General features: G+C 38.1%; 11 protein-coding genes. 7 read left to right on the top strand and 4 right to left on the bottom strand.

Translation table 11 applies throughout. The features are described from left to right. Window positions 1-35: 35 nt before the first annotated feature. The 3 genes from SG0102_RS11325 to SG0102_RS11315 all read right to left on the bottom strand — a co-directional run bounded on the left by SG0102_RS11325 (window position 36) and on the right by SG0102_RS11315 (window position 3,079). Window positions 36-827: a hypothetical protein gene (locus SG0102_RS11325; RefSeq protein WP_125120028.1), complete on the bottom strand. Its 792-nt coding sequence runs from the start codon at window positions 825-827 to the stop codon at window positions 36-38. 58 nt (window positions 828-885) lie between these two features. Next, entirely contained in the window at window positions 886-2,127 is a 1,242-nt protein-coding gene (gene iscB, locus SG0102_RS11320) for an RNA-guided endonuclease IscB (protein WP_125120027.1), read from the bottom strand. Between the two features lie 310 nt (window positions 2,128-2,437). Further along, window positions 2,438-3,079, bottom strand: a complete 642-nt coding sequence (locus SG0102_RS11315; RefSeq protein ID WP_125120026.1) for a hypothetical protein — start codon at window positions 3,077-3,079, stop codon at window positions 2,438-2,440. A 407-nt stretch (window positions 3,080-3,486) separates the two neighbouring features. Between SG0102_RS11315 and galE the strand changes: the two genes are divergently transcribed. From galE to SG0102_RS11285, 6 genes are all read left to right on the top strand, one after another. Continuing rightward, window positions 3,487-4,500 carry a UDP-glucose 4-epimerase GalE gene (galE, locus tag SG0102_RS11310; protein WP_125120025.1) on the top strand — a complete coding sequence of 338 codons (1,014 nt, stop codon included), beginning with the start codon at window positions 3,487-3,489 and terminating at the stop codon, window positions 4,498-4,500. A gap of 145 nt (window positions 4,501-4,645) precedes the next feature. After that, window positions 4,646-5,797 (top strand): zinc ribbon domain-containing protein, encoded by a 1,152-nt coding sequence (locus SG0102_RS11305; protein ID WP_157983039.1) that lies wholly within the window; start codon window positions 4,646-4,648, stop codon window positions 5,795-5,797. A 404-nt stretch (window positions 5,798-6,201) separates the two neighbouring features. After that, window positions 6,202-7,698, top strand: coding sequence for an accessory Sec system glycosyltransferase GtfA (gene gtfA, locus SG0102_RS11300; protein ID WP_125120023.1), 1,497 nt, complete (start codon window positions 6,202-6,204; stop codon window positions 7,696-7,698). Beyond that, window positions 7,695-9,017, top strand: coding sequence for an accessory Sec system glycosylation chaperone GtfB (gtfB, locus tag SG0102_RS11295; RefSeq protein WP_125120022.1), 1,323 nt, complete (start codon window positions 7,695-7,697; stop codon window positions 9,015-9,017). The genes gtfA and gtfB overlap by 4 nt, the downstream gene beginning before the upstream one ends. Before the next feature lie 2 nt (window positions 9,018-9,019). Then, complete coding sequence (locus SG0102_RS11290; RefSeq protein ID WP_125120021.1) at window positions 9,020-10,111, top strand: triple tyrosine motif-containing protein; 1,092 nt, start codon at window positions 9,020-9,022, stop codon at window positions 10,109-10,111. A gap of 71 nt (window positions 10,112-10,182) precedes the next feature. Further along, a complete protein-coding gene (locus SG0102_RS11285; protein ID WP_125120020.1) occupies window positions 10,183-10,821 on the top strand; it encodes a cupin domain-containing protein in 639 nt (212 codons plus the stop codon). 225 nt (window positions 10,822-11,046) lie between these two features. Here the strand turns inward: SG0102_RS11285 and SG0102_RS11280 are convergent, their stop codons facing one another. Further along, window positions 11,047-11,544 carry a hypothetical protein gene (locus SG0102_RS11280; protein ID WP_125120019.1) on the bottom strand — a complete coding sequence of 166 codons (498 nt, stop codon included), beginning with the start codon at window positions 11,542-11,544 and terminating at the stop codon, window positions 11,047-11,049. Window positions 11,545-12,260: 716 nt separating this feature from the next. Between SG0102_RS11280 and SG0102_RS11275 the strand changes: the two genes are divergently transcribed. After that, on the top strand, window positions 12,261-25,667 hold the full coding sequence (locus SG0102_RS11275) for a DUF7507 domain-containing protein (protein ID WP_125120018.1): 13,407 nt from the start codon (window positions 12,261-12,263) through the stop codon (window positions 25,665-25,667). The last annotated feature ends 54 nt before the right edge of the window (window positions 25,668-25,721 follow it).

Below are 25,721 nucleotides of genomic sequence, written 5' to 3'. Positions count from 1 at the left end.
CTGCTTTCTTGTTTTTTATTAATGCATTCATAATTTTACCTGATATGCAATAATCGTGTTAATGTTGGGCCATCAGCTTCACATTTTAAATTATATGTTATGTGAATAATACGTTCTAATTTTGCCTGCTTTTCTTCTTTCGTGAAGACGGGATTATGGATGATCTCATGAATCGGGGGCAAGGAATCAATCATGAATGAAGAGAGGAAATCTTCAAAAGCAGTGATGAAATGCACGCATTCCGGAGTTAAGCTGTGAGTTGTGGTGTATTGCATAAGGGAAGCATAGATGGTCAGATATGCTGTTTCATCACTTGTAACAGTGCGTTTAAAATCATGCAGACAGCGCTTTAAATACTGCGTCGCCCCGGGCTGATCTTTTTGTTTAATAAAAGTTTCATAGCTGCTGATGCGTGAGAGAAAGGGATAATCGAGGAGGTCAATGGATAAGGGGGAGATATGTTTTTGAATGATGAAACGATGCATAATTTCCTTTTGTGAAGCGTTCATCATCATCTTTAAGATATGTAAGGATAAGCCTTTATGATGTGGTTTATCTTCTTCTAAAAGCACTGTATAGGCTGCCAGGGAGTCAATCAGGATATCTTTGACGAAGTGTTCGAGATCTTTTTGAATAAAGCTATCTGCTTCTTTCGCGTCTGGAAAAGACTGATAAAGCGGGAGATATTCTTCGATATAACGACGTCTTTTAATATCTTTGCTTTTAATGAGAAAGAACTGATCATCACGTGAGTGAATGGCATAGAGATGATCACGATAGACCTGATGTAAGGGGGCTAAGATGAGTTTTTTATAAGGTGTATTCATGACAGGCATCCTCCTTATTAAATCATTATTATTTGTGTTTATGTATAGACAAATGTGTCTAACTCACATTATCTAACCAATAAATCTTAGAATATTTCCAAAGCACTTTGCATTTTCTTGCGTTAACTTTCTTGCAATTTTTTGTTGGACTTTGAAAATTAAGAGCGTTTTGTTCTGGATATAAAGCTGTTACATACCCTCTATGTGTTTCACCGTTCATAAAAGTGTACTCAACCAAATCCCTTTGTTTAATTCCAAGAACATTATCTGTCTTAGCCTTACTTTGTCTTCGCATAGGTTTTATTACCCATTCTTTGATTTCACATGTGTCTGGTCGCAGGTCTGTGATACATATGGCATCATTAGAATGTGATTTTGCAATACCCCAGTCAATACGCTTATTGGCTGTATCACCTCCGTTGGTTAAATGTAACATTCCTAATTTTGATAACTGTTCTCTCAGCCATTTTTTACCTATCATTACATGCTGTGCGTAATTCAGGTTCTTATTGTCAGAAGAATTTAACAAAGCGAAGTATCTGTTCATATATAATTCTTCTACTCCTTCTGTTTTCTGGTGACATCCTGTACATAACGTAATAAGATTACCAAGCGTATTTGAACCTTTCAGTCTTCTTGGCTTAATGTGATGAACCTCTAATCTACAATTAGATTTTCCACATTCCATACATTTGCAGCCGTCTCGTAAAATGACAGCTTTACGGATATTCTCGTCCAGTCTGTTTGATTTTTGATATTGCCACCGATATGGTTTATAGCCATCTGTCAATGCTCTTATATCAATAGCAACATCTTCTAACCAATAATTCGTTATATTTATCCATTTGTTAAGTTGATTGATAACTCTTATTGTTGCTTGACGTTTTTGCAAAATACTTGGTGCAATTCTCACTTTTCGTTTAGAGGATTTTCTGTTGTCAAATCTCGCTGGTCTATATCTTTTATGATCACGGTGATAACGCCTAAATCCACGTCTAACGTCCATAAGATGTTTTACATCATTACGCTGTTCAATAGTTCCTTTAAAAATGACTTTGTTTCGCGTCTGACATTTCTGTACTAATGCGACACCAACATGAAGACCGCCGTCATCTATTCCACAACGAATTTCATCTTTGCAGATTTCTTGATCTGGAATTTTCTTTTTAAGTTGTATCACCATTGGATATTTGCTGACCAATGTTGCTCGTTTCTTACGAATAAGAAACCAAGCCTTCTGTTCTTTAGTTGGTGCTAATTGTTTATTATTAGCATCCAATACAAAAGCATAACATGTCATTTCTGACACCTTCCTTTCGGAGCATTTCTCTTCGTGCCAATATCGAGCAGAGGACATGTGTTTCCCTGTTATCAATGCAGGACATTAGCATTGTTTCTTGGTTCGCACTCACAGAGCTTTAGACTGAAGATTACATCTAAAGGTGTGTCTTTGCCTTACTGCTTAATATAGTTCATATCTGCAACATATCTTTCGATAGTAGCAGTCACTTAGGCTCGAAACCTATTGTTAAGCCATAGACAAGAGACTTAATGTGTCCTCTCTTATCTATGTTTACGTACATATTTCTATGTTTTTGATTGCTTAACAATTAGTCCTGATGAGGGATCACCGAATCCACTAATAAGTCTTCTAAACAGTTTTGTAAATGAATAGTGATGGGAAGATCGGTATCATAGAGATGATCCTGTTTGATGTATTGGTAATTCACTTTCGAAGTGATCGCATCCTCAATGCAAGAAAGAAACTCCCATAAAACAAAGTCCATCTTTTTAATTTTAGTCATTAAGGTATGATGATAGGCACATAAGTCATCTATTGATGTTTCAAAGAAACATTCATTGGTAAAACGTTCAACTGCTACCATTAAATAGATATTACTTTCATCTTCACCATAGCGATTACGAATATAATCATACGTTTCTAAGCTGTAACGTACGGTTTCGGGGTATTTTTCTTTAGGGCAAGCATGTTTCCGTAAATAACGCATAGTAATCTCATGGGCAATTGTTTCATGAATGGTATGAGCCACAAAAGCCTTAGTATCATCACAGTCATTAAGACAGGATTCTTTAATGAGTAAATCATAATATGTCAAAGCCTGATCTGAAAGCTCCTTAATAGAATACGCCACATCTTTACGTAAGGCGCGACTGCTTAAATATTTCATTGTCAGATTTTCTGGAATATTGAGATGATAATCATGAACCATTGGTAATTTTATAAGTGACATAGGTAACCTTCTTTCTAGACAAATAAATACACCGCGTAAACACGGTGTATGTGTCTGACAGTGTGTATTGTAAACATTGGAAGAAGTCGTGGATGAAAAATCTTTCCCGGTGAGGAGGTAAATGATAGAAAACACGGAAGATATTCCGTAAAAAAACCATTAAAAAGGGAATGGAAAAACGGGAATCCAACAAAAAACGTTGCAATAAGGCATGTAATTTGGGAAAGCTCATCTATTATTTTTTTCACTGCCAGAATCAAGAAGTTTTCTTTCTTGATAAGTCTACTTTACCACTGTTTGCGCTTACTTTTGTGACAACCTGCGTAACAGGTCGCAATTTGACGTTAAAGGTATTGCATGTTTGAAAAAGTGCTTTATAATGGGGATAAATAAAGGAGGATCAACGTATGAAGGTACTATTAGCAGGGGGAGCAGGCTATATTGGCTCTCATACCGCCTATACATTAACGAAAGCAGGGCATGAAGTTATCATCGTGGATAACTATGCTAACTCAAGCGAGGAATCGATTCGTCGCGTGGAACAGCTTACTGACACAAAAATTAAACACTACGAAGCGGATGTGCGTGATCATGATAAATTATCTGCCATCTTTGATGAAAATGATATTGACTGTGTAATTCACTTTACTGGATTAAAATCCGTTGGGGAATCCGTTGCCAAACCATTACTTTACTATCGTGTTGATTTAGATACAACCTTAACACTTTTAGAAGTCATGAGAGCACATAATGTTAAACATATTGTCTTCTCATCAAGTGCGACTGTTTATGGCGCTGAAAATGAATCACCATTATATGAAACCAACAAGAAGGGGACATGTACAAACCCTTATGGCTGGACCAAATGGATGATTGAACAGATCTTATTAGATACCGCCAAAGCGGATCCTGAATTATCCGTTGTTATTTTACGTTATTTCAACCCAATTGGGGCACATCCAAGCGGCATGATTGGCGAAGATCCAAAAGGAGTACCAAATAACTTAATGCCTTATATTTCGCAGACAGCCATTGGCAAACGTGATCATTTAACCATCTTTGGTAATGATTATCCAACGCCTGATGGCACATGCTTACGTGACTACATCCATGTTATGGACTTAGCTGATGGTCATGTCAAAGCGGTTGAATATGCGATGTCTCGTAAAGGCACGGATATTATCAACTTAGGAACGGGTCATCCTTATTCTGTCTTAGATATCGTTCATGCTTTTGAAAAAGCCAATGACTTAAAAGTGAAATATGAAATTGGTCCAAGACGTGCCGGCGATTTAGCCATTTGTTACTCAAATGCTGATAAAGCAAAAAAAGTATTAGGCTGGGAAGCGAAACGCAGCCTCGAAGATATGTGCCGTGACTCTTGGAACTGGCAAAAACATAACCCTAATGGCTATGAATAAAACTTATTCATGTGATAAATAAATTACATATCCTATCATTCATTGTGAATTTGATTATAATTGGCATGTGCATGTGATTTCACATGACCAATCCATGATCTCTACAAGATCAGGGAGGATAATGATCAAGAAAGCAGGTGGAACTATGAGATGTCCTTATTGTGGAGAAGATAATCCTGATTCAGCGTTTGTCTGTGAACATTGTGGACAGCCCCTTAAGCGCAGTAAACGTGAATACGTTGAAAAACTGCAGCGTGAGGAAGAAGAAAGCAGCGATGACTTCTTTGAAAAGAACATTTATCATGAAGATATAAACGAAGAGCCCGAAAGTGAGCAATCCGAAACTTTTGATACACAAGAACATACGGATTTCTATAACCGGGAAACAACCCCAGAAACAGCTTTTCATCTTGAAGAGGATGAGCCTCAGGAAAACAAACAGGGCTTCGCATTCGATGAAGAAGAACCTTACGAAGATATTGAAGAACCGAGAGAACACGGTTTCAAAGTTTATTTTGCGCGTTTAAAAGATTACCTCTTCCCGCCTAAAGATGAGCATGAAGAAGAGGATCAGGAAACGCGAGAAAATCGGCAGGGCCTCAAACATAAGGTCAAAAGCTTTGTTATGGATCGTGATGAAGAAGATTATGATCAGGATAAAGAAGCCACGAAAATCTATCATCCTGGCGATCCCATCGAGGTGAAGCCACGTCGCAGCATTCGTCTCATTCCGTTTAAAGTCTTAGGCTTAGTCTTAGTCGTGGCATTGATCTTTGGCGGTATTCTTATGTCAAAGAAGAAAAGTACTTCGACAACTACAACCGAAACGTCTACCAAAACAACGACGAATAAAGCGAAGAAGACAATTTCTTCAACGCCAACGATCGCTTCAGTTGCAGCTTCTTCAACACTCCAGAGCAGCCGTTTTAACTATAGTCCCTCTGTCTTAACCGATGGGGATCCGACAACTGCCTGGAACGAAGGCGCTGATGGTGATGGGATTGGGGAAACCGTTACTTTTACCCTTAAACAAAAGTCTAAGGTCACTTCAACGAGCATCTACAATGGCTATGATAAGAGCTATTCCATTTACTATCGCAATAACCGCGTGAAATCTTGTTACTTCATCTTCGATGATGGCAAAGAATTCCGTACTTTAAATGATTATTATAATCGTCAACAGAAACTGACCTTCTATAAGGTCCATAAGACGAAAAAGATTACCATCAAAATCGTCTCTGTATATCGCGGCAGCAGTTATCATGATACCTGCCTCTCAGAAGTCAGTTTCGCTTAAGGCATCTTCGGATGTCTTTTTTTATTGAGTGAAGTATTTTGTTTTGGAATAAGATCAAGATTAAGCGTAAAATGGAAGTAACATTGGAATCTAATGATTACAATAATTGTTTTTTCACTTATAGTCAGCTGTACTAGACATTCTGTTAATGAGGAAAATAATCTTATTGCTGGAAAGAATATAAACGATCTCATTGATTATATTGATTGGCATTATTAAATACTGATGAAAAGAGTGTAACGATAAAATATCTAATAATCAATGAGTATCGATGAATATAAAATCGGATATGCAGAATAGGGTTTTTTAAATATGTAAGTATTTGATGATTTTGCAGTGATCATGAACATAAGTCATTTTAGGCGTGGTGATTCATTTCGTGTATTATTACCTTAGGAGGAGCTATGACAATATACAATATTAATTTAGGCATTGGCTGGGCTTCTAGCGGCGTTGAATACGCCCAGGCTTACCGGGCCAAAGTCTTAAGAAAAATTCATCAGAACGCTAAGTTTATCTTTATGGATATGTTCCAGTATGAAAATATTGAACATATGACGCGTAATATCGGATTACGTGATGACGAAGTCATTTGGCTTTATCAGTACTTTACCGATCAGGAAATTGCGCCTACCACATATACTGCGCAAGTGTTAGAAAGCACTTTTGATCGCAGTGATTATCAAAAGGAGGAAAGAGAAGATCGGATCGTCTATACCTTTCCCGATGAACGCTTCTATACCGCGTATTTAGTAAGACCCCATTCTCACTTTATTCATCGCGTGGAATACGTTTCTCGCGGGAAACTCATTCGTAAAGATTATTTCACATATGATCGTCTCTTTACCGAGTATTATGCGCCTAAAGATAATAAAGCTTATCTGTATCGTCGCTGCTGGTTGAATAAAAATGGCACCATTGCCTTAGAAGAAATGATCGATGGCGAGAATGTTACTTATCGTGTAGGACCACAGTTTTTCTTCAATAAAGAAGATTTCATTGGCTATTTCCTTTCCTGTCTTAATTTTCAAAAGGGCGATGTCATGATTATTGATCGTTCCACCGGCATGGAAGGGGCCTTACTCAAAAATCGTGGTCAGGCGAAAGTAGGCGTAGTCATTCATGCGGAACACTTTAATGAAGACCTGATGGATGAATATAATATCCTCTGGAATAATTATTATGAATACAGTTTTGATCAGTATCAATATGTCGACTTCTATATTGCCTCAACGCGTCTTCAAGCTAAGACCCTCAGAGAGCAGTTTGCCCATTACTATCAGGCGACACCGCGGATCGTCACGATTCCGGTTGGTTCAATCAGTGAACTCAAACATAATCCTGAACGTCGGCATCATGCCTATATGACCGCTTCTCGTTTAGCAAGTGAAAAACATGTCGATTATCTCGTTGAAGCCGTCGCTTTAGCGCATGAAGTTATTACAGATATCACCTTTGATATATATGGTCGTGGCGGAGAAGTGGAGCTTATTGAAAAGACGATCAAGGAGCACAATGCCTCATCGTATATCACCATGAAAGGTCATCAGAAATTAGATGAAGTTTTCAAAAACTATGAAGGCTATTTATCGGCCTCAGGCTCCGAAGGATTCGGCTTAACGCTCTTAGAAGCGGTCGGTTCCGGCTTACCGATTATTGGCTTTGATGTCACTTATGGCAATACCACTTTTGTGAAAGAAGGACAAAACGGCTACCTGATTGAAAAAGGCGATGATGAAGACAAACACAGTCTTGTCTTAAAGCTGTCAGAGGCCATTATAGCCTTAGCCAAACGTGATGATTTTGCGGCGATGGCTGATGTTTCCTATGCCATTGCGAAAGACTATCTTGATGAAAACGTCCAGAAAATGTGGGCAGAACTATTGGAGGATGTACAATGATTTATTTATTTGAAGACTTTGATACTTCGTCCCATGATCTCTATCAGTCCTTAAAAGCAGCGGGCTATGATTTTACCGCCATTGCTTTTCATGATGATGGCTTTTTACCGGAAGATGTGCTTTCCCCTTATAATCTTTATACCCGTGATACCACGAAGCAGCGTTTACCGCTTTATTTCAATAGAGTCGCCTTACCGCCTTTTTATGAAGTGCGAGGCACCGCTTCTTCTGGTGAAATTTATGATGGAGCGATCTTACGTGGCCGCATTTTCTATGCTTCACCCAAACGTAAACGTTATATCAAGATTATTGATCACTTATCACCAAATGGTCAGGTGATCGCTAGTGATCATTATGATGTCTATGGTCATCGCTTTGCCCAGACCAGTTTTGATGCACATAATCATCGCACTGTCAAAACGTATTATGATGTCCATGGTGCAGAAGTCATTGTAGAGAATTTCATGACCGGAGATATCATCTTAAACAAGCAGGGGAAAATGTACATTTATAAAAATAAGATTGATTTTGTGAAAGCAATGATTCATGACTTAGGCTTAGATCATGAACGCATTGTTTATAACTCATTATCCTTACCATTCTTCCTCTCTGAATCAATGCTGACGTTAGATACCAAACCAGATCTGTTATTCTGGCAGGAGGAGATCAAGGAGACCATTCCGGGGAATATGCAGGCTATTATTCAAGGCCGCAGTAATCGGACATCCCATATCATTGTCCAACGCCGTGATGCTTATCAGAAATTATTAGCTATGGGGGTTTCATCAGAATTAATTGACCCATTAGGCTTTATCTATCACTTTAGTGAGACATCACCTGATTATAATAAAGCATTAATTATGACCAATTCTGATCAGCTTGAAAGTATTGAGACAATCATCAAAGGATGCCCTCATATCCAGTTTTATATTGGGGCTATTACTGAAATGTCAAGCAAGCTCTTATCATTAGGCGCTTATGATCATGTCCATCTCTATCCTAATATCAAAGAACATAATGTGAAAAAACTCTTTGAAACATGCGGTCTTTATTTAGATATCAACTATGCCAATGAAATTCTTAATAGCCTCAGAGAAGCATTTGTTCATCATCAGGTCATTTATGGCTTTGAAGAAACCTTACATGATCACACTTATATTGAAAAATCACATATCTATACGAAAGATCAGGTTGATGAGCTTGTTCATCTCTTAAATCAGATAGATGAAACAACTTATCAACATGAATTAGAAAAACAGGAAAGCAATGCTTTCGCGTCAATAAAAGAAGATTATCAACATATGTTAGGAGAATTATAATTATGAAAAAAATATTACAAATGGTTATCACTGCCGGTATGGTCCTTTCTATGAGTAACGTTTACGCCAAAAGCGGATTAAATAAGACCAAACTGTATCTTTATACTGGTGAGAAAGCAACTTTAAAAGTGAAAGGTGCAAAGAAGATCAAATGGTCATCGACAAATAAAGCGATCTCAGTGAAAAAAGGCGTTGTTCAAGCGCATAAGGCCGGGAAAGCGACGATTACAGCGAAAGCCGGCAAGAAAACTTATCGCTGCCTTGTTCAGGTAGTGCGTCCTTTAAAGCTCAATTTTACCGCTTCAGTGGTTGAACAGAAGATTGTCATCAAGACAACCGCAAAAGGCGGCTTTGGTCGCACAAAGTATCAGTATGCTTATCACTATCAGGGCAAGAAAGTAACGTTGACAAAGTATACGAAAGCAAAATCAGCATCCTTTTCAATCAAAGGCAGCGGGAACTATACTTTAGAAGTTACGGCCAAAGATCAGCACAATAAGAAGACGGTGAAAAAAGCCACTTTGCAAGTCACCAGTCAAAATACATCAACAGCGCCAGCAGCGACAACGTCTGATACGGCTTCTCGCACAATGCAGTCACCAGATATTACAGCCATGACAGCAAGTAAGAAAAACATCTTATTAGGTGATGAAGTGACAGTGCAGGGCAAAGTTGATCATGCTAACGATAAGACTGCTTATAGCATGAAAGTCACTTTAGATGATGGCACGATCATTGCCCAAAACAATGCGCACAATATCACTTTTAAAGTCAATCAGGTCGCTCATTATACCATTACATTAACCGCAACAAATGAAGACAATTTATCAGCCGTGCGCGCTTATGATTTTACAACCCAGCAGCCGCTCATGCAGCCAGGTACGATAACAACCTCAAAAATCGGAAAAACAGTGCAGTGTTTTGTCCAGTATGCCCATAGTGATATTAAGTGGACGTATACATCATCAAATCCGAATGTCGTAACCGTTGATGGCAATGGCTTAGCAACAACAGTAGGTAAAGGCACGGCAGAAATTACCGCTTTTTATAACGGTTATACGGCTTCGCAAAAATGTCTAATAACGGTTTCTTAGCAGATTTGTGGTCCTAAGAACATTTTCTTTATATGAAATGTGATAATCTTGGAACCAAGGAGGAGATACCTATGAAAAGTCAAGCAGGAAAAGTCTTTTCCATTGCAGAGAATAATCCGAGTGTTCCCGGATGTACCATTTCCAGCAAGGAAAATGATCAGTTATATACATTCTCATTAGCCCCAGAGACAAGCATCAGTGAAGAAACCTATGCCCGTCCTAAATTATGGCTGATGATGAAAGGCATCATGGAAGTGACCAATCATCATGAAGTGATTGCGACACTTCATGAAGGAGATTTATACTCTGTACCGCTTCATACACCAATTGGCGTGGTCGCCAAAGAAGAAGCCATTTATGTCGAATGTGAAGGAGGAGAAACCATGAATGCAGTAACCGCAGGTCAGGTAATGGCCTTAAAAGATTTAGTACCTTATCAGGAAGGAAAGATTATTAACAGAGATATCATCAATAACGAAACAACGAAGTTTGTCATTATGAGTTTTGATGCCGGTACTGGTTTAAGCGAACACGCTGCCCCAGGCGATGCTTTAATCTTTGCCTTAGATGGTGAAGCCATCATTACTTATGAAGGTGTTGAACACCGTATTCATGCGGGTGAAAACTTTAAGTTCGATCACAATGGTCGTCACGCTGTCACAGCCGATCATCAATTCAAGATGGCCTTACTCATTGAATTAGCTGATTAGTGGAGTCACATGACTCCATTTTTTGCGTATGAGTTCATTTATGGATGTATGTTAGAATTTAAAAACGCGATTGGAGAGTGTATTATAAAGTGCTCGCAAGACTTTGAATGAAGAATCAAAAGCCATGAGTATTTCTTTAGCAAAGCTCTTTCTGATCATACTAAACGTTTATAAGAATTACCTTTTCTAAAAGGCAAATAGATCGGCACAGCAGCCGATCTATTTTTAGCAATTATAGATTGAATCATCACCATGCCCTCTTAGGATCCAAGCTTGCTGAGCTTTCACTTTTTTGGCAAGGGAAGCATTGACTCTAACCTTCTTATAGGTAACAGTTAATACGGGCGTTTTATTTTCACTATCGTAGTTGTTATATTTTACAGCAGTGGAAGATTTTAATAATCCATTGCTGTATTTGTTTTTAAGAGTAATACTAGCAGAATCATCACCGATATACACTGGATATTTATAAATGATATTACCTTTTGCATCATATTTAAAAGTAAAGTAGCCACTTTTTACAAGTAAACCGTTTTTATAAGTGTTCTTTTCAACTTCTTTTTCTGCTTTCTTTGAATCTGAATCTTTCGAGATTTCCGTTCTTTTTACAATATTTCTTCCTTTATACTTATATGTTACAGTTCCTTTTGTGGTTATACCATATCCCTTATAAATATAAGTAAGCTTGTTTAATTTTGATCCCTTATAAGTAGGGGTAGCCACTTTTGTTACGTTTTCAGTGGCTTTAATAAATGATTTTATAATACGGTTATTTTTATAAGTTAAATTTTGGACATAGCTGACATTATAAGCTTCATCTGTTCCTTCATCACCTGTTTCTTTTATAGTTGCGATTAATCCGTTTTTATTATAAGAGATTTTTTTATCCGGAAAATTGCTTCTATCCTTTATAGTGATCTACTAAGTACATAGTTTTTGTAGCTGCATGTACTGGTGCAATGGTTGTAAAGATCATTGCAGCGGAAAGTACTCCCATTCCTAAAGTCATAAATTTCATAATATTCCTTCTTTCTTTAAATCCATGTGACTATTATACACCTTTTTGTAACCGTTTTAACAATTTCTACGACTTTGTATAAAAATATCGCATACTGGAGTATCACCCAAAAAGATGAGTCACACGATATTAACTATACTAGTATCTTTAGAAATAGAAACGTAAGTGAAATGAAATATATAAAGCCTATCGGTTTACTTGGATATTAACTAAATATAGCTATTATAACAATAAAAATAAGAAAATAGAACAATAACGATATAGATGATAAAAGATGTTTCATCTTAAATGCCAAAAGCTCTAAAAAAATAAATATTTCCTCACTTTGTGACTGCTATGTGACTGCGTGTTACTATACTTTAAGTTGTAATAGGGTGAAAGCGTATACATTCACCTGGGACAATAAGAAGGAGGAAAATTTATGGACAGGATGAAACGATTTGCTCGTAAAACTGTTTCCTACGTTGTAGCGATGACAATGGTCTTTTCCATGATGCAAATGAGTGTATTTGCACAAGGCGAGACAGTATCTTCAGAGCCTACAACAACTGCTGTTTCTGATCAAAACTCAGTAACAGCAGAAACAGAAAATAATAATGCAAATACAAGTCAAACCAATGAAGAATCTCCTCCTGCTTCGAATGAGGCAACTGAATCAACAAAAGTTGAAGAAAAAACAGATGCCAATAAGTCAAGTGGTGAGGACCCGTCGGCAGCACAAAAGGCCGCTGAAGAAAAAGCTAAAGCCGAAAAAGAAGCGGCGGAAAAAGCTGAAGCAGAGAAGAAAGCTGCACAGGAAAAAGCAGCAGCTGAAAAGAAAGCCGCTGAAGAAAAGGCAAAAGCTGAGAAAGAAGCAGCGGAAAAAGCTGAGGCAGAAAAGAAAGCTGCAGAAAATGCGATGCCGGCACAGACTTTTACTGGTTCAACGAGTCAGTTAAAAGTAACAGCTAGTGTGGATGCAAACGTATTCCCAAATGGCACGGAAATGAAAGTGACTCCCGTTAGCTCAACTGTCGCTAAAAATATTGCAAAGAAGACAGTGAAAGATGACAAAGTCATTACTGATGCTATTGGGGCTGATATTTCTTTCTTTAAAGATGGTAAGGAATTACAGCCAGCGGATGCGAATGCCGTTCATGTTAGTATGACGTTAAACAAGAGTTTAGATGGACAGGATTTCAAAGTTGTGCATCAGAAAGATAGTGGCACAATTGAGAAAATGGCTGCATCAGTCAATGATCATAAAGCTACATTCAATGCGAAAAGCTTTAGTATTTATATCATTGCCGGTGAGAATGATCCCGTCATCTCAACTTACAAATTCTATGATGGTGATACAATTATTTCTGAGTATACGCAGAAAATTAAAGCTGGCGATACCTTAAAGAAGCCAAAATCACCGGAGAAAACTGGTTATAAGTTCTTAGGATGGGCAACTGCAAAAGATGCTGCAAAACCTAATTTTGACGCTTTCAAAGAATATAGTGAAGCTGAAATTGATGGTAAAGAACACAATATTTATGCAGTCTTTGAAGAAGTTCATTATGTATTCTTTATGGATAGTGCAGCTGAAGGTGCCCGTGTCTTCACAACTAAGGAAGGCAAAGAAGGAGATAAAGTATCTACTACTGATATCAAATTAGACTTAGCCTCTGATCAGTCAGTAACTGGCTGGTATAGTGATCAAGCACTGACTCAAAAAGTAGAAGATACAATTACACTTGGAACAAGTGATATCAGATTATATCCAAAGATTGAATCTGGTCACTATATCACTTTTAAAACTGGTAAGAACGGTTCTTATATTGAACCTAAGTTCTATGCCGCAAAAGAAAATGTGACTAATGATTCATTACCTACACCAAAGCGCAAAGGTTATACCTTTAAGCATTGGTCTATAACAGAAGATGGAACTAAATATGTTACTGGAAATCCATTATCAGAAGATATTACCCTTCATGCAGTCTGGGAAGCTGATGATACAAACTATTCGGTTGTTTTCTGGCAGCAATCTATTGATGATAAAGTCAATTCAGCTGATGCAGAGAAAACATATAAAGTAGAAAGTTCTGTTCCACGAATTGCTAAAACTGGTGAATCAGTTTCCGTAACTGAAGCAGATAAAAAGAAGAATTATACTGGTTTTATATTTAAGAAAGCAGATTCAAGCAAAACTGTAACTGCTGATGGTAAGACAACATTGAATGTTTACTACGATCGTAAAGAAGTTACGTTTATTTTCCATTTTCCTTCAGGGTCAAATGAATTTGTAAATGGTGGGAAAAAGTATACCGGTTTATACGGTCAAAAATTTGATGATTGGCCTACCTCTTATCATCGATATGGTTACAAATACTCTACTTTATGGGGTTATGGTAAATACTATGAATGGTTGAATCAATATGAAAATACATTATCTTTCTTGGACGCTTATATTTCTCCAGATTTAACGAAGGATACAATTCATTTTTATCCTGTTCAGAGAAAAGGTGCATCTGTCAATTTCTTTAAACAGCAATTAGATGGTTCATTTAGTTTAAGCCCTGATAAGTCAGTTGAAATGGATGGAGGTACTTTCTATATAACGGATAAGTACACTGGTTTTACAGCATATCAGTATAAAGCTGATAATGGTGATTGGAAAAAATTAGATAAAAAGAATTCGGATGGAACTTATGATGACGGTATCTCTTATACAACTAATCTTGATATTCGATTTAAACGTAATGATTATAACTTAGAGTACTATAACTATGATCATGAAGATAAGTCAGTAAAAGTTAAATACGAAGCTCCATTATCACAGTATGCTAATTATACCCCTACAAGACCATCATCATTAGATGAAGGTTATACATTTAGAGGCTGGTATAAAGATGAAGCTTGTACTGAAGAATTCAAGTTTGACTCAACAATGCCTGCTCATGGTATTAAGCTTTATGCAAAATGGGCAGCGGATCCAGTTGATGTGAAAGTACATCTCAGTCTGAAAAATGATGAGACAACTACAATTGAAGATTTGGATTATGCAAGTACTATTTCATTAAGCGATTTACCAAAGGTTGTTGATGCTGATGGTAAGACATTAGTAGAAGGGGATAATGGTCATACTGTAACAGTACCTGAAAACTATCATTGGATTGGTTGGGCTACTAAGAGTGATGACAGCTATACACTTTATAATTTTAACAATGAATTACATGGTGATTTAGAACTTTATCCTTACTATATTAATACAAGCAAGTTTATTGTTAACTACAGTGCTGGAACTGGCAGTGGAACAGTGACTGATGATAAGAAGTATGCAGAAAATGCTTATGCGGATGTAAAATCAGGATCTACTCTAGACGCTCCTTCTGGCAGCAAGTTCTTAAACTGGCAGCTTTATAAATTTGTTGATGGGGAATTAAAGGCTACTGATGAATACTATTATCCTGGTGATAAAATCAAGATCACTGGCAATATTCAGTTAGTGGCACACTATATTCCATTACCAACAAAAGTGAACTTACTGTACTATGCGAATAACTCATCTTCAAGCGATGCGGTTTATGCTTCTAATGAGGATCTGGAAAACAATGCACAGTTAATCATTGCGGATGGATCTAATGTAGCTAAGCCACAGGTTGGTAATGGCGTGAAAGCGATCTTTGATCACTGGAATACCAAAGCTGATGATGGTGGTACAACTTACAAACCTGGCATTAAGGTTGGTATTGATGAAAAAGATCTGCCTAATAAGCTTTATGCTCAGTGGCGTTATGAAGTGACTATTACTGGTCAATCAAAATCTGTTACTTATACTGGTGAAAAGCAGAGCGTAACAGGTATTGTAAATGACACATTTACTATTGAAGGCAAGACAGTTACGATCGATGATGTGACAGCGAAAGCGGAAGGCATTGATGTTGGTGAATATGCAACTACGTTTACATTTGGAGATAGTTATAATGATCAGGTTAAAGAAATCAATGGTTTTAAAGTTAAAGTGATTACAAATCCTGGTACGTTAACGATTACCCCGAATGAAACAAACATCAAGATTGCTTTAAAAGATGCTTCTAAGGTTTATGATGGTAAAGCATTAACTTCAAAGGATGTTGATGTAACTGGTTTACCTGAAGGCTTTAAGGTGAATGTAGAAACATCTGGCTCACAGCTAGATGCTGGAGAAAGCAAAAATACGATCACTTCTTATACAATCACTAAAGGTGATCAAGATGTTACAAAGAGCTTTAAGAATATTGAAGTTTCTAAAGATGCGAAATTAACTGTTACAAAACGTCCAGTTACATTAAAGAGCGAAACAGCTTCTAAAGAATTTGATGGTAAGCCTCTTACAAGACCTGCTGTCACAATCACTGCTGGTGATTTTGTCAAAGGTGAAGTAGAAAGTGTCGAAGCAACTGGTTCAATTACTAAAGCTGGATCTATACCTAATACCATTCAAATTAATGGTGTTACTGGCAAGTATAAAGATACTAACTATGAGATCACAAAAAATGAAGGTACTCTTACGATTACTAAAATTGCTCAGAAGGTAACTTTTACCGCTGCGAGCGATCATAAAGAATATGATGGTACAGCTTTATCTAATGAAGCTGTTACAATGTCAGGTTTACCTGATGGGTATAACTTTACAGCAAGTGCAGTAGGGTCTGTAACTCATGTGAATGAAGGTAAAGTAAAGAACGTTGTTAATAAAGATTCCGTTCATATTTACAAAGAAGGTAAGGATGTTACCAATCAGTTTGCAGATATTCAGTATACTGATGGTGAATTATCCATTACACCACGTAAGCTTACACTGATAAGTGCGAGTGATCAAAAGCAGTATGATGGAACTCCATTAACAAATGATACCGTTACATATGATGCTTCTCGTATCTTAAATAATGATATCCATGATATCAAAGCGACGGGTTCACAAACTGATGTTGGCGCATCTGATAACACAATTTCTTATAAGATCGAAGATAATGTGAAAGATGATTACGAAGTTAAAGAAGAACTTGGTCAGTTAACCGTTACTAAGAGTGAAAAGAAAGTCACAATGAAAGCGGATGATGCAAGCAAGACTTATGATGGTACACCTTTAACAAGTGATTTATTTACAGTATTAAATGGTCTTGATACGACAATCTTTACAGTGACAGCTGATTCTCATGGCTCCATCACTGATGCTGGTTATACAAATCATACAATAGACAATGTTAAGATCTTTAAGGATGGTAAAGATGTTACTGATTGGTTTACACATATTACTACTGAACCAGGTCTCTTAACAGTTCAGCCACGTCCAGTCACGATTACGACAGGATCAGCCTCTAAAGAGTTTGATGGCATGCCATTAACAAATAAGGAGATCACTGTTGGTGATATGGGCTTTGTCGACGGTGAAGCCACTGTTCGTACTACTGGTACAATAACTGAAGTTGGTTCTACCGAAAATACCTATGAAATTGTCAAAGGCGAAGGTTATAAAGATGGTAACTACGCTATTACTAATAACTTAGGTACTTTAACAATCAAAGATAACGAAAAGACAGAAATTACGATTACTGCTAAGAGTGATTCAAAGACTTATGATGGGACACCGCTAACAGCAGGTTATGAAGTAACAGGTCTAAGTGATAAGCTATTTACGATTGAAGTGAAGACAACAGGTTCAATCACTGATGTAGGTACAACTGATCATGTCATCGATTCTTATATTATTAGAAACAATGATGGTAATGACGTGACTGGATCATTTAAGAATGTTAAGAAAGTCACTGGTACCTTAACTGTTTACAAACGTCAGGTTACTTTAACAAGTGAAACTGATTCTAAAGCATTTGATGGTAAGCCATTAACTGCTCCTCATGTGACTGTTTCTGGTGATGGTTTTGTGGAAGGTGAAGTTGAAGATATTAAAGCAACCGGCACAATTACTGATCCGGGATCTGTTAAGAATACAATTCAGTACACAAAAAAAGAAAACTTCAAAGCAGGTAATTACACTATTACGAAGCATGAAGGCACTTTAACAGTTAACAAGAATGCGGCTGAAATCGTTGTGACTCCAGGTAGTACCTCTCGTAAGTATGATGGTACAGCCTTAACAAATGATGCTGGCACAGTGACTGGCGTTCCTGATGGCTTTACGTATAAGCTGCATACAAAAGGAACAATCACTCATGTTGGTTCAGTCGATAACGAAGTGGATACGTTTGTCATTGAGAAAGATGGCAAAGATGTTACGAAATACTTTAGCAATATCACTTATAAGACTGGTACATTAACCATTACGCCAAGAATTGTTGCAATCACTTCTGGCTCGAATACATTTACTTATGATGGTAAGGAACATGCTTATGATCACATTGAAGTGACTGGTGATAAAATTCTTGATAAGGATATCAAAGAAATTCATGCGACTGGTGCAATTACAAAAGTTGGTTCTACGACTAATACAATTGCAATCACGCCAACGGAAAACTTTGTAGAAAGAGATTATACTTTTACCAAAGTGGAAGGTACTCTTACTGTTACAAAACATGCTGATGAAGTTGTTTTAACAGCTGGCAGTGATACAAAAGTTTATGATGGTACACCTCTTACAAACAAGACGTTTACTACTGATAATCTTTCTAGTGATTTTAAAGTATATGCGACAATTTCTGGCTCTATTACTGATGCTGGTAAAGTGGAAAATGTGATTACTGACTATAAGATCATGAAAGATGGCGAAGAAGTTACTGATCAGTTTGATAAGATCACGACCGTCAAAGGTACTTTAACTGTTACTAAACGTGATGTCACAATCACGAGTGCATCAGCTACAAAAGAATATGATGGTCAGCCATTAACCAATATGACAACGCATGTGACTGGTAATATTATCAATAATGAAATTTCTGCGATTCAAGCAACGGGATCACAAACAGATGTTGGTCAGTCAAAAAATACGATCAAGTATGACACAAGCAAAGATTTCAAAGCTTCTAACTATAACTTAACAGTTCATCCTGGCACTTTAACAGTGACTAAGAATACGAGTGCTAAAATTGTAATTCAGGCGGCCTCAGCATCTAAGATGTATGATGGTCAGGCATTAGAAAACCCTGAAGCAACGACAACGGGTTTACCTGATGGTATTACAGCTAAGGTGACTGTTGAAGGTGAAATTACACATTATGGGACTAAGGCAAACTTAGTAAAGGACTATCATTTCTACAAGGGTGATCAGGAAGTCACTGACTACTTTGATACACCGGAAGTGAATGATGGTGTCTTAGAAATTACTAAGCGCAGCGTGACCTTAAAATCTGCCTCTGATGAAAAAGAATACGATGGCACAGCCTTAACCAATGCAAATGTGACAATCACTGGCGATGGTTTCGTGGAAGGCGAAGTCAAGGAAGTCAAAGCTATTGGTTCTATTACTGATGTTGGCAGCGCTGAAAATACAATTCATATCGAGAAAAATGATGGTTATGATCCATTAGACTATACGATTGAAGAAAATCCAGGTACTTTAACGATTACGCAAAATACCACTGCGAAGGTAAAAGTGACTGCAGATAGTGCTTCGAAAGTTTATGATGGTCAGGCCTTAACGAAGGATACTTATAAAGTGACTGGTTTACCTGAAGCGTTCCAAGTGAAAGCGACAGTAAGTGGATCTATTATGAATGTGAAAGATTCTCCAGCAGTGAATAAGCTTAGTGAGATCAAGATCTTCAAGGGTGATCAGGATGTCACGAAATTCTTCAAATATATCGATCATGAAGATGGCAGTTTAACAATCACGAAACGTCACGTCGTTATTGAAAGCGGCAGTGCGAAACGGGCATACAATGGTTCACCGTTAACCAATGATAAGATTACAGTCTCTGGTGATGGCTTCGTCAAAGGTGAAGCTAACGCGAAGGCAACCGGTACAATTACTGAAGTTGGAACAACGGCTAATACCATTAAGATTGAAGAACATGATGGTTATTTAGCAAGCAACTATGATATTGAATTACATGAAGGCACATTAGAAATTACCCCTAATACAGAAACTATTACAATTAAAGCTGCTTCTAAGGAAAAGCTTTATGATGGTACAACACTGAAAAATGCGTCTTATGATGTAACTGGTTTACCAGATGGCTTTACCGCTAAAGTGACAATTAAGGGTGAAATTAAGAATGCTGGCAGCATCTCCAACAAAGTTGAAGATTATAAGATCTTAAAAGGCGATCAGGAAGTGACTGATCAGTTTGCGAATATCAATATCACACATGGTACTTTAACTATTAATAAACGTCATCTCACTTTAACGAGTGAAACGAAGTCTAAACAATTTGATGGCACACCATTAACAGCGCCTGATGTGAAAGTCACTGGTGATGGTTTTGTGAAAGGTGAAGTTGAAGATCTGAAAGCGACGGGTTCGATTACCAAAGCGGGTTCTATCGATAACCCAATCACTTATACCAAGACGAAAGATTTCAATAAGGATAATTATGTCATCAAAGAAGAAATTGGGACGTTGACCGTGAAGAAGATCGCTAAAGAAGTTACGATTACTTCAAATAATGCCTCTAAACTTTATGATGGTACAGCTTTAACGAACAAAACTTATACTGCTGATGGTTTACCAAATGGTTTCACTGCAAAAGCTGAAATCACAGGTACAATCACTGATGCTGGTAAGACAAAGAATACAATCAAGTCAGTTGTCATCATGAAAGAGGATAAAGATGTCACTGATCAGTTTGATTCTATTACGACTAAAGAAGGATTACTGACTGTGAATAAACGTCAGGTTGTCTTAACAAGTGCAAGTGCAAGCCGTGAATATAATGGCTTACCATTAACAAGACCGACTGTCGATATGACTGGTGATGGTTTTGTGAAGGGTGAAGTAACGGATGTGAAAGCAACGGGTTCGATTACTGAAAAGGGCAAAGTCATTAATACCATTACTTATCAGACACATGATGCATTTAATAAAGAGAACTACACGATTACAAAACAGGAAGGGACTTTAGAAATTACAGCAAGCCATGCGAAGATTCATGTTCGCGCTGCTAGTGATGAAAAAGTTTATGATGGGACACCATTAACCAATGCGAACACAACGATTGAAAACTTACCGGAAGGCTTTACTTATAAAGCAACCGTTAAAGGTACAGTGACTCACGTTGATGAAGGCACCGTTGACAATAAGATTACTGAGATCCGTATCTATAAAGATGATCAGGATGTCACAAATCAGTTCGATGCTATTACGCATATGGATGGGACATTAAAGATTACTGCGCGTCCACTCACTATGACTTCTGCAAGTGATGAAAAGGATTATGATGGTATCGCTCTGGCAAATGATAAAGTCACGGTAAAAGGCAAGATCTTCAATGATGAAGTCTATGACATTACGGCTACTGGTGCGCAAATTGAAGTCGGTACATCAGCTAACACGATTGTTTATAAGATGACTAAGCATGCTGAAAAAGACTATGCAATCACCTTAGAAGAAGGCCTCTTAACAGTTAATCCACATACAGCTGTCATTACGGTAACGGCTGGTTCTGATGCGAAAGTTTATGATGGCAAAGCGCTCACGAGTGATACATTCACGGTTGAAGGTTTATCAGATAACTTACGCGCTTATGTCACAACTGATGGCTCTGCCACAAATGTTGGTGACAAGGGTGAAAATAAAGTCAATACCGTGGTGATTATGGATGGTATGACCGATGTAACAAGATACTTTGCAAATATTAAGACTGTTTCTGGTCAGTTAACGATTACGCCACGTCATGTGACATTAAAGAGTGAAAGTGACCATAAGGTTTATGATGGTAAAGAATTAACAAGACCAGAAGTGAAGATTTCTGGACAGGGCTTCGTTGCTGGTGAAGCAACCGCTAAAGCTGTTGGTACAATCAAGAAGATCGGTAGTGTTCCTAATACGATTGAATTAGCAACAACGGATGCTTATAAAGAAAAGAACTACAATCTGACTTATGATCTTGGCACTTTAACGATTCTCGCAAATGAAAATGCAGTCGTTGTCAATGGCTCAAGTGTAAGTAAGACTTATGATGGTAAGGCATTATCTAGTGATAAGGCTGACGTCATCCTGCCAGAAGGTTTCGAAAACTACAAGGCTGAAGTCAAGATGACGGGTACAATCACGAATGCTGGTAAGATCGCTAACAAAGTAGCTGACGTCATCATTAGAGATGAAGACGGCAACGATGTCACCGATCAGTTCAAGAATATTACAAAGAATGATGGTTATTTAGAAGTTACCCCACGTAAAGTTACACTGACAAGTGAAAGTGTAACGCGGGCTTATGATGGTACGCCATTAACGGCAAAACATGTCACTGTAACGGGTGATGGCTTTGTCGATGGTGAAGTTTCTGATCTTAAAGCTACTGGTTCTATTACTGAAGTTGGGACAATAAGCAATGCCATCAGCTTCCAGAAGACCGATGCTTATAAAGATAAGAACTATATCATTACCAAGAGACCGGGCAGCTTAACTATTACAACTGCACAGGTCATTATGCATATTACTGCAGCGAGTGATGAAAAAGTTTATGATGGTCAATCATTAACGAATGATGGTTATACCGTAGCGGGCGTCTTACCTGGTATGCATATTGAAGCGACGATTAAGGGTGAGATCACCAATGCTGGTGAAACTGAGAATAAGGTGACTGCTTATCGTATTATGAAAGGTGATCAGGATGTAACTGATTTCTTCAATACTGATGATGAGCATATGATGATTACTGATGGCACGTTAACCGTTAAGAAACGTCCAGTAACCCTGACATCAGCAACCTTAAAGAAAGCTTATGATGGTACTGCTTTAACCAATGGCGATCATCAGCTGAAAGTAACCGCTGGTTCTTATGTGGAAGGCGAAAGCTTCAAAGCTGGTTTCACTGGAAGACAGTTATTGGTTGGCTCTTCTGACAATACCTTCACATTAAGCAATCATACCGCTAAACTTGGTAACTACGATGTCAAGAAAGAATACGGTCAGTTAACAGTGACGGATGATGTGGATGATGACAAAGTTGTCACGAAATCCCATGATGCGGAAGAATACAAGTTAGGTGACACGATTCATTTCGAAATCAAGATCAAGAATATTTATGATGAAGTCAAGACCCTGAAAGTGACAGAACTCCCAGGTGTTAAGATCACATCAGACATTCCTGAAACCTTATCCGCTGGTGAAGAAATCACTCTGAAAGCAACGTACATCGTGACGGAAGAAGAAATCAAATCTCAGCAGTTCAAGAATAAAGTGGATGTCTCATTAGGCAAGACTTATAAAGGCACTGATGAAGTTCCTGAACCGGAAATCGATGATGCGAAGCCAAAACTGAAGATTACTAAGACCGCTGAGCAGAAAGAATATAAGTTAGGGGATACCATTACTTATAAGATTCATGCGAAGAATACTGGTAACTTAACCTTAACGAATATCGTGGTTAAAGATGATCTGACGAAGTCTTCATGGACCATTGCGAAGCTGTTACCAGGAGAAACCTCACAGGATCTCATCGCAACTTACAAAGTTACGGAATCTGATATCAAGGTTGGTAAGATTGTGAACGTCGCTACAGTCGATCGCATTGATGATCCAACACCAGATAATCCTGATGATCCAGCTCCTGAAGTCACACCTGGCAAGGAAACCGTCGACACAGAAGAGAAGAATCCGCATATCACGATTACAAAGAAAGCTGATGAAAAGAAGGCTTACAAGTTAGGCGAAACAATTCATTACACGATTCATGCAACCAATGATGGTAACTTAACATTAACGAACATTGTGATTCGTGACGATCTGACCAATCAGCAGTGGACAATCCGCTCACTTGCTCCTCATCAAACATCTCAAGACTTCACCACGACTTATGTCGTAACGGAAAAGGATATTAAGAACGGTCATGTGGCTAATGTGGCAACGATGAAAGATGTCGATGACCCAACCCCTGATGATCCGACTGATCCTGATCCAAAAGATGAACCGGGTAAAGAAACTGTTGATACGGAAGAAAAGAATCCTCATCTGACTATTATCAAGAAGGCCGATGACACGAAGAAGTATAAACTTGGTGAAACAGTCACTTACACAATTTCTGCCATCAATGATGGTAATTTAACATTAACGAATATCAAGCTCGAAGATGCTTTAACCGGTGATACATGGACTATTAAGAAATTAGCGCCTCAGGCGACTTCTGATGAACATGTTGTGACTTACACGGTTACCGAAAAAGACATCATCGCTGGCAAGATTAAGAATATCGTTACTATGAAAGATGTCGATGATCCAACTCCTGAAGATCCAAATGATCCTGATCCAAAAGATAATCCAGGTGAAAAGACGGTTGAAACAGAAGATAAACATCCGCATCTGACAATTACAAAACAGGCTGACACAAGTAAGCAGTATACCTTAGGTGATACGATTACTTACACGATCAAAGCGAAGAACGATGGTAATTTAACATTAACGAACATTATCCTGAAAGATGATTTAACGGGTGATACATTCACTATTGATAGTTTGAAACCTCAGGAAGAATCTTCAAACTTCACTGTAAACTACAAAGTGACACAGCAGGATGTCAATAAGGGTAAAGTCACAAATGTGGCAACCGTGAATAAAGTTGATGATCCAACTCCTGATGATCCTACTGATCCTGATCCAGAAGTGACTCCGGGCAAGGAAGAAGTAGACATCACAAAGACAAATCCAAGTGTGACAGTAACGAAGAAGACGACAAGCACACCTAAGGATGGAAAAGCATATCAGCTTGGTGAAACGATTACTTATGAAATCACTGTCAAGAATGATGGTAACCTGCCATTATCTGCTTTCAAACTTCACGATGATATGACCAATGAAAACTTTGATGTCAAAGCCTCAAAACCAGGTGATACACAAAGCTTCACAACCTCATACAAAGTGCAGGAAGCTGATATTGTAAAGGGTAAAGTGATCAATAATGCGACTGTTGATACAGCAACATTAGAAGATCCAACTCCTGATAACAAGGACGATGAAGTGAAGATTACGGATGGTAAGACGGAAGATAATACGGAAGCTTCTCATCCAGCTGTAGTGATCACCAAGACAACAACAAGCAGCCCAGCTTCTGCAAGCGGTTATGAAGAAGGAGATACGATTTCTTATCTGATTACTGCAACGAATACTGGTAACTTAACGTTAACGAATGTGGTTGTCGAAGACCCATTAACGGGCGGTAAGTGGACAATTGAAAAATTATCACCAAATGCTCAGGAAACATTCGTAACAACTTATGTTGTCAAAGCTCTTGATGTGACAAGAGGAAATGTTGTGAATACAGCGACTGTAACAAGCAGCGAAGATCCAGATCCACAAAAGGATCCGGAAGTCACTCCAGGCACTGTTATAACGCCAACTTCAAAGACCACAATTATTGATGAATCTGGCGATGGTACGATGCCAACACAAAATACTCCAGAAACACCAACCATTGCCACACCAGCAACTGAAGAATCTGGTTCCGGCAAACAGGCGACACAGAATACGCCAGACACTGATACGAGTGTCGAAAAGGAAACTGTGCCAACCTACAATACGGATAACACGACACCTACTGTTGTCAAGACGACGACTTATGATACAGGTACGGCGCCAACGACAACGACTGAAGCTGTCAAGACCGGTGATGAAACTGAAATCACGATGCAGATGATGCTGATGAGTATCGCATTAATTACCCTGCTTGGCGTATTAATTGCGACGCGTAAGAAAAAAGAGAATAGAAACTAAACGTACATAGTTTTAAACTCCCTTCAGAGACGTTAGAGCATTTGCTCTAACGTC

Origin of the sequence: Intestinibaculum porci, from assembly GCF_003925875.1 — a bacterium.
Classification (GTDB): domain Bacteria; phylum Bacillota_I; class Bacilli_A; order Erysipelotrichales; family Coprobacillaceae; genus Intestinibaculum; species Intestinibaculum porci.
The sequence above is the reverse complement of the archived record's forward strand: the minus strand, read 5'-3'. Positions and strand labels throughout refer to the sequence as shown.

Excerpts from the sequence above, each read along its gene's own strand:
- SG0102_RS11325 (WP_125120028.1), bottom strand. The coding sequence starts at position 827 with ATGAATACACCTTATAAAAAACTCATCTTAGCCCCCTTACATCAGGTC.
- iscB (WP_125120027.1), bottom strand. The coding sequence starts at position 2,127 with ATGACATGTTATGCTTTTGTATTGGATGCTAATAATAAACAATTAGCA.
- SG0102_RS11315 (WP_125120026.1), bottom strand. The coding sequence starts at position 3,079 with ATGTCACTTATAAAATTACCAATGGTTCATGATTATCATCTCAATATT.
- galE (WP_125120025.1), top strand. The coding sequence starts at position 3,487 with ATGAAGGTACTATTAGCAGGGGGAGCAGGCTATATTGGCTCTCATACC.
- SG0102_RS11305 (WP_157983039.1), top strand. The coding sequence starts at position 4,646 with ATGAGATGTCCTTATTGTGGAGAAGATAATCCTGATTCAGCGTTTGTC.
- gtfA (WP_125120023.1), top strand. The coding sequence starts at position 6,202 with ATGACAATATACAATATTAATTTAGGCATTGGCTGGGCTTCTAGCGGC.
- gtfB (WP_125120022.1), top strand. The coding sequence starts at position 7,695 with ATGATTTATTTATTTGAAGACTTTGATACTTCGTCCCATGATCTCTAT.
- SG0102_RS11290 (WP_125120021.1), top strand. The coding sequence starts at position 9,020 with ATGAAAAAAATATTACAAATGGTTATCACTGCCGGTATGGTCCTTTCT.
- SG0102_RS11285 (WP_125120020.1), top strand. The coding sequence starts at position 10,183 with ATGAAAAGTCAAGCAGGAAAAGTCTTTTCCATTGCAGAGAATAATCCG.
- SG0102_RS11275 (WP_125120018.1), top strand. The coding sequence starts at position 12,261 with ATGGACAGGATGAAACGATTTGCTCGTAAAACTGTTTCCTACGTTGTA.